Source organism: Phyllobacterium sp. CCNWLW109, from assembly GCF_037203905.1.
Taxonomy (GTDB): Bacteria; Pseudomonadota; Alphaproteobacteria; order Rhizobiales; family Rhizobiaceae; genus Phyllobacterium; species Phyllobacterium ifriqiyense.
The window spans coordinates 1,044,660-1,057,515 of sequence record NZ_JBBCBK010000001.1 but is presented as its reverse complement, the minus strand read 5'-3'; the positions used below and the strand labels follow the sequence as shown (position 1 = coordinate 1,057,515).

Sequence of the window (12,856 nt, the reverse complement as noted above, 5' to 3'; positions counted from 1 at the left end):
GCGCTCTTTCTGTTTCTGCTGCTGCTATTATAGCGGATGATAATTGCGAACCCTGTCCCGTTCCCGCGCGAGCTCTTCTTCGGTAAATGCCGGGCTTGACTCATCAAAGCGATCCCAGCCTTCTTCACGATACATGGATCGCCTCGTGTCGAGATCTACCGGCGTATTATTGTTGATGATCGAGCGGGCAATATCGGCCTGGTCATCGCTGACCCTGGCAGATACGAGCGTGCTGCCGCGGCGGACGCCCTCCGCATAGACATGCGCATCATCTTCATCAACGCCGGAACTCGTAAGCCCGCCAATCAATCCGCCAGCGGCGCCGCCAGCCACTGCACCGGCCGCCGCACCAGCAGCTGTAGCTGCGAGCCAGCCTGCCGCCACGACAGGGCCGACACCAGGAATTGCCAGCATGCCAAGACCGGCAAGCAGCCCGCCCGTACCACCGACAACAGCGCCAATACCGGCGCCGGCAGCAGCCCCCTCGCCCGCATAGGTTTCGCCGCTATCGCCATCGCGTCCCGCGATTGTGATATCGGAAGAGGAAACCCCGGCGTCTTCGAGCTGCTCGACCACCTGTCTTGCATCGCGGTGATTGTCATATAGTCCTGTTACGGTTTGCATATCTGATCTCCTTAAGCTGGTTTACGCCCTTATTTTGCGGTCTCTGTTATGTTGCCCTGATAGTCGAGCTTGACCTCGAAAGACTTGCCGTCCTTGGTGCCCGTACCCGTCCAGATGCCGTCTTCGCCTTTTACAAGGCCCGTTACGGCAGTGTAGCCTTTGGCTTCAATGCGCTCTTGGGCCTGGGCTTCTGTAAAGCTATTTTCTCCGGCGACAGGCGCAGCAGGATTGGTAGAATCCGGCGTTGTCACTGCCGGTGTTTCAGACTCTGTAGTCGGCTTAGGAGCCTCCTGTGCATAAGCCAGTGAGGCAATCGAAAGCGCGCCAAGTGCGAGTGCAATTCGTCTCATATGAACCTCCATCTTTCGCGACCATTTTGTCAGCCGCCTGAGAGACTAACCCGCATAGGCAGATGAGGTTCCTGATTTTCAGATGATGGAGAGCAGGTTTATTTTTTCTAATTGACGGAACTTCCTGGAAGGAGCGTCATGACAAAAACCAAAAACAATCGCGAGGAACGGCGCGGGCTTATTGCGCACCCACCGGCCGCGGAGGATAGACTGCCTGTGCAGGTGCACGGTATATTGCGCCGGTTGTCATGCTTGATATGTTGGGAGCCTGCCTTCCCTTTATCAACATGTCCTCATGCACCCAGCCAATCATGCCAGTTGTCGGCACTGCAATATGATGCCATTTGCCCGCTTTGCTGTAGGAGCGCATTTCACGCCCTTTTTCGACAGAGCCTATCGAGGCGGAAGCTTGCGATGCGCTACGCCGTAATACCAGCCTGTCACGAGCATAGACTACCGATGGCGCCATGCCCGGCACATTGGTGCCGCGCGGTGGCTCGCCAATTGCTTTGCCAATGGGCCCCTGCGGACGCTGCAATGATGCTTGCTGCGTCGGCTTGGTTGCAGCAGGATTTTGTTGCGGCACGCCCACGGGAACGGAGGGTCGCGGCACAGGCGCTCGTGCTATCTCTGTCCGTACGCTATCCTCGCGAAGCGCTGTTTTTGCCGGCGACCTCACCTCTTTCTCGGGTCTGGGCACCGCAGACGGCGCTCTGGAAGCTGTAGCCACGGGGGATCTGGTATTTGTTGCAGATGGGTTTTTCGCCTGTTCCTTTGTCCAGAATGCCAACAACCCGACACCACCCAATACCGCCACTGCAAGCAGCAACCCGACGGGAGACCAACGCTGCGACGACCGCGAGGACGATCGCTTCGGAGAGCGCGAAGTTGAACGAGTGCGGCGCTTTTTCTGAGCCATTGAGTCCTGCCGTTTTCAGTCCATCATGGGGTGACTGGATAAAAGTCGGAAATATCGAGTCGCGATATTCCTAATTTGACAGGGCTTCCTTGGTATTTCGTTACCATGGCAAAGGGAAAAAGTTTTTACGGATAATCGCCGATTTAGAGAATTATTTCCCTTTTCATTGGCTCCCGTCCGCCGTAGATGCGGGTATTATATCGAAAGTCGCCCGGAATTTTCCAAATGCGCCAGTTTTTCTATTCAAAAGGCCCGGATGGGACGGAGCGGTTTCGTCTCTTCGTGCCGATCCTCGCCGGGGCGACATTGCGCGAGAGAATTATCGGCTGCATTGGGGCATTGATCGGCATTGGCCTGACCGGTTGGATTTGCGGCATCATGTTCGGTGCTGGCCCCGCCGTGCCGCTCATCGTCGCGCCTGTTGGCGCATCTGCGGTCCTGCTGTTTGCCGTTCCGGCCAGCCCTCTGGCACAGCCTTGGCCAATCATCGGCGGCAATACAATTTCCGCCTTGGTCGGCGTGACAGTGGCTCATTTCGTACATCAGCCGGAACTGGCTGTTGCTCTGGCTGTTGCATGTGCAATCGCAGTGATGTCGGTGGCACGGTGTCTGCATCCGCCAGGTGGCGCTGCCGCTTTGACAGCTGTTATCGGCGGGCCAGCGGTTCTTTCGGCGGGTTTTCTCTTCCCATTCGTGCCGGTTGCGCTGAATTCCGTGCTGCTCGTTGTGCTGGGTATCCTGTTTCACAGGCTGGCTGGCAGAACCTATCCACACAAGGCAGCCGCGCCTGTTGCCAATATACATGGGACGCAGGACCCGCCAGCCCCATTGCGTTCGGGCTTTCAAAGCGAAGATGTCGATAACGCGCTGGAAGCACTTGATGAGACATTCGATATTGAACGAAGCGATATCGATATTCTGCTGCGGGAAGTGCAGGTTCAGGCCGCTATACGGCGGCACCGGGCACTGCTGTGCAGCGATATCATGTCACGTGACGTGATCAAGGTTTCTGAGGATGCCAGTGCGGATACCGCGCGGACCCTGCTGCTTGAACACAATGTGCGTGCCCTGCCCGTTCTTGACCTTTCAGGATGCCTGCTTGGCACGATCGGCTTGCGCGAATTGGCAAATGCCGGGGCGGCAATCAAAGGGTCAATCACCGCTGCTGTCACTGCCAAGCCTGACGACCATGCCATGAAGCTTTTGCCCATGCTGACTGACGGCAAGACCCATGCGGTGATCATCATTGACGATTCCCGCCATGTTCTCGGGCTGGTCACCCAGACCGATCTGCTCGGCGTCGCCTTCAATTCCTATCTCTGATCCGTTGCGCAAAAGATGCAGTGCCGGAAAAACCGGGAGCGGGCGCTTATCGCCCGTCGTCCGGCGACCCGTACTCTGATATCACCGTTAAATCCCGCAAACCAAAGAGACCCTCCATGCCGTCTTTCGATTATATCCGTCCTATCCTCCTGCTCCTCGGATCAAATGTATTCATGACATTCGCGTGGTACGGGCATCTCAAATTTGGCAATAAATCCTTGATGCTGGTCATTCTTGTCAGCTGGATGATCGCCTTCTTCGAATATTGCCTTGCCGTTCCGGCCAATCGCTACGGGCATGAGGTTTATTCCGCAGCCCAGCTGAAAACGATCCAGGAAGTCATCACGCTTCTGGTCTTCGCGGGCTTTTCGGTGGCTTATCTCGGCGAAAAAATCACAATCAACCACGCTGTCGGTTTTGCCATGATTTGTGGCGGCGCATTCTTCGTATTCAAAGGGCCACTATAATTGAATTTCGGAATTTGTCCTGAACTGTCGCAAATCTGCGACAGTTCATCCTTCTATTTTTCAAATCGGGGATGACAGACCGCAAAAATGCGGGCTAACTTTGTACAATTGATTTGTGCGTGAATACTTCAGAAAAGCAGATAAGAACAATAAATGGGGAGAGCGCTTTCATTGCCCAATACTGTAAAGCTTGGCGCGCCAGATTGCTGGACTCATGCCTTTTTCATGGCCGGCGTCTCGTCGGCAACCACATCGCGCCAGAAGCACATTAAGGCACCGCATTCGGAACAATGCACGGGCGCCTCGTCCTCTTCTTCAATCGGAACCGTCATATGACTGGTTTTGCACTCGTGACATATAATCTCTTGGCCGAGCTTCTGCATAATTGCACTCCACAAGGAGTAAGCTTTAAATGAATAAAGAATGCAGGCATCGCTCGTGGAAGAACGTCTTGAAGCGACACCATCTAAACCAGTCAACAATAACCATATTATGCGTTAATTGGCAAAGACAAGCTTGCCTATATTGAAAATAGATAAACGATTCCCACTATAATTAATCGATTGCGGACTAAATTAATCTGAGGAGTGACCATTTCGGTGGTGGGGTATGGTCGAAAATGAGAATTGAACCATGACGGGACACGAAAAACTTATTGAAGCAGTAGCCCAGGCTATTCATGCTTACCGCAGCACCGGTAGCCAGGAGTGGGACAAAATCCCCGACTTCATCCGTCAAACCTATCGTGATTATGCCAATGTTGCGCTCCCCATCGTCTATGATGTTCTTCGTAACCCGACGAATGAAATGATCGATGCGGCTAACCGTGCGCGCCCCTCTGTGACCTCGCGAACGATACAGGCGGCGATAGAGGCCTCCCCTCTCAATCCTGAGAATCAGGCGTGAAGGCGTAAAACCGTTTTTCTGACGAGACATCCCACTCAGGACAGATTGCGTCGGACGTAAAGCGCCGAAGCAATATAGGCTGCGATTCTTTTGGCCAATATCCGCCCGAAGTTTCAAACTTGAATATTACATTCTTATATCCACGCGGTTTTTGACCGGATCACAAACATACATTTTGCGACAATAAAGTATTATAAGCGCCAAAAAGTAATGTCTCGTCAAACATCTTGGATTAAAATCACTTTGTCTGCGTATTATTCAAAAAAAAATATTGCCATATGTAAGGCGATGAAGCAGTGTCTAAGAGAGAAAGTTGTAAATCGGATTGTTTACGAGTTTTGAATAAAGCTATTCTTATATAGCTTTATAATATTGTTAAAATTGCAAATAAATCCTTTTAATTCGATAACTGAACATTGGTTTCATATGAAACTGGTTAACACGGTTTAGGTAATTGGGGGACACATGTACGACAATTCTCTAGGTAAATCTGATTACAGGTCTTTGACCGTAGCAGATGATACTGATCGGGATGCAGAGGCTCCGGATGAGAAGTGGCGTTGGTCTTCTTATAGCGATGATAAGGGCAATATTGGCTACAGTCGCAACCTTTATAAACTGCAACAAACCACGATTATGTACGGCGATACCCATGGCCGACTAGAAATGATCTCCAAAGGAGCTTCATCCACTCTCAGTTTTCTCTTTGTCATCAAGGGAACTATTGACCTGGTCGACATGAAAAAGAGAAAAATACAGACATTGGTAGCCGGCAATGCAACCAGCATCATCGACCGGGCAGATGTGAAAGCCAAAATCCACCCCGGGAGCTCTTGGGTAGCCTATCGGGTGCCGGTCACCACGCTGCGGGAATATTTCGAACGCCTGATGCACCGGCCCTATTTTCAGGAGCAGGCTTTCGCGCCTCTCCATGATTTTCGCTCCGGTAGTGCGGCAGCTCTGTATCAAACGCTGTGTTACGTCAGTGAAGATCTCGCCAATGCGACCAATTCGACACGAGACGTTCTGACCAACGTCTATGAACGCTTACTGCTGGCGAAACTGTTCATGACAAAACCTGACAATGTAAACACGCTCAACAATTTGGCAGGTCGCCGGATATCGCCGCGCTATCTGCAGCGCGCCGAGGCATTCATGCGCGAAAATATCCATAATGCTGTGACACTCGATAACATAGCAGATGCAGCAGGGTGCAGTGCGCGGGCGCTGCAGAGAATGTTCAAGGAATATCGGGATACAAGCCCGATGCATGTTTTGTGCGAGTACAGATTATCTGCGGCACATGAGGCTATCCTGAGTGGCAGTGCTCGCAATGTCACGGATCTTGCCATCCACCTGCAATTTTCCAATCCCGGACGCTTCTCGTCACTGTACCGCAATGCCTATGGAATGAGCCCGTCGGCAATGATGCGCTTTCATGAAAAGAATACCTGACACATGTTGCGAATGCCAGTTTGTACCTTGCGTAGCCTGCCTTCCTCAAAACCACTCACCCTGGCCAGGATAAGCGTTTTACCACTTATGCTGGCAATAGCGGTTTCGGTTTCCGGTTGCCTTCCCCGCTCGGGGCCAACAACGGGTGACGTTCTCAATCAGCGGAAGACGTCAACCAACCTGAATTACGCGCTCGTCGACATAGGCAAGGATATATTGACCTATGCCGGGACCCGTCCGCGGGCAAGCCTTGCCGCCAAATTTGGCGCCGGGCCGCGTTCCAGTGATCTGCGCATCGCTGTGGGTGATGTTGTGGCCGTCAACATTTGGGAAGCGCCTCCCGGCAGTCTCTTTGGCGGAAACATCACCATGGCCGGGTTTCAGCAGCCAACAGGAAGCTCAGCCACCATTCCGCCCCAGACGGTTTCCGGCAACGGAACGATCGCCGTACCCTATGCGGGCCGCATAAAGGTCATTGGCAATACGCCGACACAGGTGGAACAACAGATAACCAAGGCGCTTGAAGGCAAGGCAGTTCAGCCGCAGGCACTGGTCACCATCCAGCGCAGCACGGCCAATGCAGTGACCGTAACCGGCGAAGTGGCTGCAGGCGCCAGAGTATCGCTGACAGGTGCCGGCGAACGGGTCCTTGATGCCATCGCAAGCGCTGGCGGCCTTCGTGCGACAGCAAGCGACAGCATAGTTGGGCTAACGCGCAACGGCGTCGTCGCACGCGTACCCTTCGACGTCATGCTGGAAAACCCAGAAGAAAATGTCCGTTTGCGCTCCGGTGATCTGATAACAGTGGTGCGCGAACCACGTACATTTCTGGTATTCGGCGCCACTGGCCGCAATGCAGAAGTTCCATTCGACGCGTCCCGCATAACAATGGCTGATGCCTTGGCAAAATCCGCAGGTCTGAATGACCAGCGGGCGGATGCGAGCGGCGTATTCGTTTTGCGATACGAACTGGCGTCTATCGCGCGACACTTCATTCCGGCAGGCAGTCCACTCCTCAGCAGAGGCGAATACATTCCCGTGGTTTATCGCTTCAATATGCGTGACACGAATGTGATGCTTTCCATGCAGCGTTTCGAAATCCAACCGCGCGACGTGATTTATGTTGCCAATGCGGCGGGTGCAGATCTGCAGAAAGTCATGGCAATTTTCCAAGGTGTAAGTTCCCCTGCAATGAGTGCAACCTCGCTTGGTCTTAGTGCCAGCCGTCTGTGAAACTGTTTTTGTCTGCTACCGGGTACTGGAATGAGATAGCGCATGCCATCATTGCTTCACTTGCACGAAATAGCGAAATTGAAGCGGCTTGATCTTGAGGCTGCGATATTGGCACTCGCAAACAGTGCCTATTTGGGAGACCACACTGCGATTGCCCGCGTACTTGGCCGATACAAGCTCTATATCGACACACGCGATCGCGGCTTCGGCTCGCATATTCTGCTCGATGGTTTTTGGGAGATTTGGCTGACACAGTTTTGCGCCCGAAATGTCCGGGCCGGCATGACAGCCATCGATGTCGGTGCCAATTTCGGCTATTATTCAGTACTACTTGCCGAACTCGTTGGGGAGAAAGGAAAGCTGATCGCTGTCGAGCCCAATCCGCACGCGGCAGACTTCCTCAAAAGAAGCCTCGACCTGAACGGGTTTACTCCGCGCAGCCAGGTTATAGAAAAGGTGCTTGGCGGCACAGGATCCAGTAGCGCGAAGCTGTTCGTCCGCGATCACGAACCGAAAAATGCGACTGTTGTGCCTGCCGCTTTCAATGCCGAAAATGCCCGGCAACATGGCGGTTACCTTATCGAAATTTCGGCCGCTACCATGGATGCATTATGCATGCCGCTTGAACGCGTGGATTTCATCAAGATCGATGCAGAAGGAGCAGAAGAGGATATTTTTTCTGCCATGGGCGAGACGATAGAACGTCACCGGCCAATGATTGTTGTCGAGTTCAACGCTGCCCGTTCGGAGAACAGCGCTCAGTTCGTCGAAAAGCTCACGAAAATTTACGGAAAGATCCGGCGTCTTGATTTTGAAGGCTTTGCCCGGCCCGTTACGGCCAGTGATTTGATGACGCAGAATTATGGCCAGGACTGGCTGCTTGTGCTTTCGGATAACGAACCTGCATGAGGTCATAGGGCCTTGAAATATCGCTTGAAAGGATGCCGCCTTGGTGAAAACCATCCTCTACGATGGACTTAATCTATCCCTGCAAAAGGGGACCGGCGTTGCCACTTATACACGCGGTTTGATTCAGACAGTGCGGAGCCTTGGTTATCAGACAGGAATTGTACACAGTGTCCAAAGCAAGTTGCCCCGCAATCCGGCTTTGCGTGAAGTGGTGCTCTTTGACGATAATTCGAACAGGAAGCTGGGGCCCCTAGCTCTGGGTAAACGCTGGGCGCGGCGGCGCGTTGGGGCACCATTCGGCCTAACACCAACCCATGTTGAACTGACCGGGACAGTTATCCTGAAATCACTGCAGGGCAACGTTTTGGACTCGGATTATCTTTACGCAAACAACGATCTGTTTGCCACGGCACGGCATCACTTCAAGAATTTCGGCAAGAGCCTGCCGCTTTCATTTGCGCACAAGCCCGATCTTCTCCATTGCACCTATCCCATACCGATGCGAGCCAGAAAAGCACTGAATGTATGCACCATTCACGATCTGGTGCCGCTACGCCTGCCCTACCTTACCGAGGACAACAAACGCTACCACTACAAGATGCTAAAGCATCTGGTTAAATCCGTTGACCATATCGTCACGGTGTCCGAAACATCGCGGCAGGACATTATCCGGTTTCTCGGCGTCGAAGAAAGCCGGGTAACCAATACCTATCAGGCTGTTCACGTGCCGCTGGAGCTGCGCGAAAAAACGCAAGATGTTGCTGCCGACGAAATTGCCGGAATATTCAATCTGGACTGGAAAAAATACTTTCTCTTTTTCGGCGCATTTGAACCCAAAAAGAACCTCTCCCGTCTGGTTGAAGCCTACCTTTCGGCCAAGGTCGATTACCCATTGATCATCGTTGGCGCGCCGGGGTGGAAGGGCGATCAGACGCAGCTTTTGATTGAAGACGACCGCTTTCGCTTCTTCCTTCAGCAGGATAATCGCATCACCCCCGGCAGGCGTATCCACCGGTTCGATTTTGTCTCTTATAATCTGCTTGTCAGTCTGATCCGCGGAGCTCGCTCTGTCCTGTTTCCCTCGCTTTACGAAGGATTCGGCCTGCCTGTTCTGGAATCGATGCAACTCGGTACGCCGGTGCTGACATCCACTGAAGGCTCCGTTCCGGAAATTGCGGGCGACGCTGCCCTCTTGATTGATCCTTACAACACTGAATCCCTGCGTAATGCGGTGCGCGCACTTGCCAATGATCAAGACCTTTGCGACCATCTTGCGGAACTTGGCCCGGCTCAGGCCGCTAAATTCTCGCCTGAGCGCTATCAGCAAAAGATCGCCACACTGTATGACGATCTGTTGGGGAGCTAAGAGGTAGATGACACTCTTCGTCGCCTTTGGATTGCCCGGCACGATGTTTTCTTGGGGCATTGCTGCGCTCAAGGCCATTGCCGGTGAAGTCTATGGCGATTGCAACACTGTGAAAGTAGAGACCCTGCCGCAATTGCAGGATGCCTGGCGAAACCGCACCAGCGAAGCAATGATTATTACCTCCCATTATCCGGATCAGGAGCTCTGCGCTTTCCTTATGCGGTCAAAAGCGCCCTATCTCGTATTCACCGAAAACGTGATGGACGCTTTAAACTGGTTGGCCAAAACGACGGGTACAACTGATATCCCGCTGGTACGGGCCATGTCGGCGAGTCTTGCCTGCATCTCTCAAATACGCACGCATCCATCGATCCTTGCCGTGCAGCGGCAGAAAATGGGCCCGGTGCAAATACATAGAATACTTGGCCATTTTTGCCGGACACTTGGAATTAATCTCTCCAAGGAAGGGATTATCCGTTGTCTTGAAAAACTTGGCACCGACTTTTCAGGACCAGCGCCGGACCTTTCGCGTATTCCCACATTCGAAGCATCCGCCAAAAAGCTTGACCCTCATTATTTGACGCCCGGCACCGAGCTCAAAGCTATTTCGCCTGAGATACGCGCCATCGCACTTGATGTACTCAAACCGCTGGACGGTTCGATCATGCGAACCCCCATTACCAACGTGACCTGGCCATTGCAGACCTTTTTGCTCGCCGATAAGGCAGGGGCCAATATTGTCAGCGAAATTGAGTTGGTGGGGCGGGCACGCTGTGTCGTTTATGGTCCCTATTTTCACCTGCCTCCGGGGGAATGGACTGCTCGTTTTTCCATGCGCATCGACAATGAAATCTACGGCCAGATATTCACCATCGAAATTCACAATTCAGAGCTGCTGAGTAAAATCAGAATCCGCCCCTCGCAAACCGGATCATTTGTTGCTCAAGCTCAATTTCAGATCGAACGGGCCAAGGAACCGATAGAGGTGCGCCTGTTTACAGAAAGCGGTGCCATAGAAGGTTCAATCGCCCACTGGTCGGTTGAATTGATTCCAGAAGAATCTCTCCCGGCACAACGCTTTGGCGATACGGGAAATTACTCTGAAAACGAGCGAGCATTGCCGCCATCAGAACGTTCCAAATCAAAAGAAAATCAGCCCGCGAACGCTCATTAGCCCAACGCAGTTCTGTTCAATACAAATTACGTCAATTAAGCACATTTAACGAATATCTTTAGCATTACTGGCCTAACTATATTGTATTCCCACGGTTTATTCTGTGCAAGTATAAGTTGAAGTTGCACATTCAAAGGTGAATCTCATGCGGAAATCCAACGTTATCGGTCTATTCTTGTCAGCATTGGTTGTTTCGGGGGGCGCGCATGCCGCCGATGCTGTCATTGAAGCTGCTCCCGAAGCTGTGATGGCTGATCCGGGCTTTGTCTGGACAGGTTTTTATGCGGGTGTGAATGCCGGTTACGGCTTTGGTGGCGATGACCGCGTTGGCGTCCGGGTCGGCGATACTTTTCTTGGAAATATCGGTAAGATCGAGCAGAATGGTTTCATTGGCGGTGCCCAGATCGGCTATAACTACCAGATGAACAATTTTGTTCTCGGTATTGAAGCCGACTTCCAGGGGGCTGGCCTTGATGACTCTACATCAGGAACACTATCGGGCGTTGATTTCCATGCCAAATCCAGCATCGACTGGTACGGTACATTGCGTCCCCGTCTCGGCTATGCCTGGGATCGCACGATGGTTTACGGCACGGGCGGTTTGGCCTATGGCCGCATCAATTACAAGATGTCTGTCGATGGTGATCAGTTCATGGACGAGGACAAGACCCGCGCGGGCTGGGTTGCCGGTGCAGGTGTTGAACATGCGTTCACAGACCATTTAACCGCCAAACTCGAATATCAATATGTCAGCTTCGGCGATTATACTGTCGAAAGCGAAGGTATTTCGACACGGGCATCACCTGACTTTCATAGCATTCGTGTGGGTCTGAACTACAAGTTCTGATCCGAATTAGACAGCATTACTATGATAAATTAACTCTTAACAGGAGCGGGGATAACTATGGCTGTTATTAACCTCAATCTGATCAGTAACTCCACGCAGACAATTGATGCCGGCAGTGGTGCACAGGACGGCGATACACTTGAACTGGGTCTGGTCTCGAATGGTACGCTGATCATCGATGGAGTCGATCTTACATTGACCAACCTCATCGGCGGCGGCGTTCTTACAAGCACCACCATCATCTTGCAAAATGGTGCTGATCTTGTTGTCGACACGGCTCTGGCCGGTGTGACGGCAGGCTCGACATTCCACTATATGATCGGTGACGGCACAAGTCTGGAAATACAGGCCGCGGCCATCAATGCTTCCATACTTGACGGCACAACCGTTGACTTCCTGAATGCCAATGGCAATGGACAATTCATCTTTGATCCTGGAGCTGTGAATCTTAATCTGAGCAGCCCGCCAGACATTGTGAACGTGGACAATGGCGACGAAGTTACAGTGATCGGATCGGCCAGTGTTCAGCAAACGGGCAATACCGTTACCTTTTTCGGCGGCTTGGGGGGGCTTATCCCGCTCGCTGCCTATGACATTCCTGCTGGCGCCACCTATACTTACAACAACGCCACAGACACGCTGACCTTCCTTACACCTTGCTTCGTTCGCGGCACATTGATCGCTACTCCGGATGGCGAAATCGCGGTTGAACGCCTTAAGGCAGGGACCATCATCTCCAGCCTGAACAATGGCGCGGTTGCCGTGAAATGGGTTGGCAATCGATCCATTGATCCAAAGACACTGGACAAGCCACGCAATGATCTGCCAATCCGCATCCTTGCCGGTGCGATTGCGGAAGACATGCCCTCGCGCGATCTCTATGTCTCGCCGGACCATTGCATGTTCGTCAATGGATCTCTTGTGCCGGCAAAACTATTGATCAACGGGACAACCATCAGCCAGCCGATCACACTCAATCCAGTCGATTACTATCATATCGAACTTGAGCAGCATGACGTGATCTGGGCAAACGGTGCCATGGCTGAGACCTATCTTGATCTCGGCAACCGTCATGTATTCCTCGAGCCAGGTGTACTGCAATTCACCTCGCCCAAGGCATATGACGCGAAAGCATGCTACCCGCTTGCCTATTCGGGTCCGGCTGTGGATGCAGCGCGCGCAATTATTACCGAGCGCGAAGTAGAGCTTGGCTACGAAACCGACGAAGCCAAGGTTTCCTGATAATTGTGGGGCGCGTTTACTCCAGTCAACGCGCCTCACAT

General features: G+C 52.6%; 14 protein-coding genes. 10 read left to right on the top strand and 4 right to left on the bottom strand.

The genetic code is table 11. The annotated features are described in order from the left end of the window. Positions 1-27 precede the first annotated feature (27 nt). The 3 genes from V9K92_RS05160 to V9K92_RS05150 all read right to left on the bottom strand — a co-directional run bounded on the left by V9K92_RS05160 (position 28) and on the right by V9K92_RS05150 (position 1,893). A complete protein-coding gene (locus tag V9K92_RS05160) occupies positions 28-624 on the bottom strand; it encodes a general stress protein (protein WP_115055081.1) in 597 nt (198 codons plus the stop codon). Positions 625-653: 29 nt separating this feature from the next. After that, entirely contained in the window at positions 654-974 is a 321-nt protein-coding gene (locus V9K92_RS05155; protein WP_307277539.1) for a PepSY domain-containing protein, read from the bottom strand. Positions 975-1,152: 178 nt separating this feature from the next. Next, a complete protein-coding gene (locus tag V9K92_RS05150) occupies positions 1,153-1,893 on the bottom strand; it encodes a hypothetical protein (RefSeq protein ID WP_337353452.1) in 741 nt (246 codons plus the stop codon). A 225-nt stretch (positions 1,894-2,118) separates the two neighbouring features. Between V9K92_RS05150 and V9K92_RS05145 the strand changes: the two genes are divergently transcribed. Next, positions 2,119-3,216: an HPP family protein gene (locus V9K92_RS05145; protein WP_336441511.1), complete on the top strand. Its 1,098-nt coding sequence runs from the start codon at positions 2,119-2,121 to the stop codon at positions 3,214-3,216. A gap of 116 nt (positions 3,217-3,332) precedes the next feature. Further along, positions 3,333-3,683: a DMT family protein gene (locus V9K92_RS05140; protein WP_115055076.1), complete on the top strand. Its 351-nt coding sequence runs from the start codon at positions 3,333-3,335 to the stop codon at positions 3,681-3,683. Between the two features lie 212 nt (positions 3,684-3,895). Here the strand turns inward: V9K92_RS05140 and V9K92_RS05135 are convergent, their stop codons facing one another. Continuing rightward, positions 3,896-4,066, bottom strand: a complete 171-nt coding sequence (locus tag V9K92_RS05135) for a hypothetical protein (RefSeq protein ID WP_162802623.1) — start codon at positions 4,064-4,066, stop codon at positions 3,896-3,898. A gap of 250 nt (positions 4,067-4,316) precedes the next feature. Between V9K92_RS05135 and V9K92_RS05130 the strand changes: the two genes are divergently transcribed. The 8 genes from V9K92_RS05130 to V9K92_RS05095 all read left to right on the top strand — a co-directional run bounded on the left by V9K92_RS05130 (position 4,317) and on the right by V9K92_RS05095 (position 12,815). Next, a complete protein-coding gene (locus V9K92_RS05130; protein ID WP_115055075.1) occupies positions 4,317-4,589 on the top strand; it encodes a hypothetical protein in 273 nt (90 codons plus the stop codon). A 465-nt stretch (positions 4,590-5,054) separates the two neighbouring features. After that, on the top strand, positions 5,055-6,044 hold the full coding sequence (locus V9K92_RS05125; protein ID WP_115055074.1) for a helix-turn-helix domain-containing protein: 990 nt from the start codon (positions 5,055-5,057) through the stop codon (positions 6,042-6,044). A gap of 87 nt (positions 6,045-6,131) precedes the next feature. Further along, positions 6,132-7,277: a polysaccharide biosynthesis/export family protein gene (locus V9K92_RS05120; RefSeq protein WP_337353451.1), complete on the top strand. Its 1,146-nt coding sequence runs from the start codon at positions 6,132-6,134 to the stop codon at positions 7,275-7,277. A gap of 42 nt (positions 7,278-7,319) precedes the next feature. Further along, positions 7,320-8,186 (top strand): FkbM family methyltransferase, encoded by an 867-nt coding sequence (locus tag V9K92_RS05115; RefSeq protein ID WP_337353450.1) that lies wholly within the window; start codon positions 7,320-7,322, stop codon positions 8,184-8,186. A 43-nt stretch (positions 8,187-8,229) separates the two neighbouring features. Then, positions 8,230-9,552 carry a glycosyltransferase family 4 protein gene (locus V9K92_RS05110; protein ID WP_337353511.1) on the top strand — a complete coding sequence of 441 codons (1,323 nt, stop codon included), beginning with the start codon at positions 8,230-8,232 and terminating at the stop codon, positions 9,550-9,552. Positions 9,553-9,559: 7 nt separating this feature from the next. Then, entirely contained in the window at positions 9,560-10,726 is a 1,167-nt protein-coding gene (locus V9K92_RS05105; protein WP_337353449.1) for a hypothetical protein, read from the top strand. 145 nt (positions 10,727-10,871) lie between these two features. Further along, positions 10,872-11,573: an outer membrane protein gene (locus tag V9K92_RS05100; RefSeq protein ID WP_337353448.1), complete on the top strand. Its 702-nt coding sequence runs from the start codon at positions 10,872-10,874 to the stop codon at positions 11,571-11,573. 57 nt (positions 11,574-11,630) lie between these two features. After that, on the top strand, positions 11,631-12,815 hold the full coding sequence (locus V9K92_RS05095) for a Hint domain-containing protein (RefSeq protein WP_337353447.1): 1,185 nt from the start codon (positions 11,631-11,633) through the stop codon (positions 12,813-12,815). The last annotated feature ends 41 nt before the right edge of the window (positions 12,816-12,856 follow it).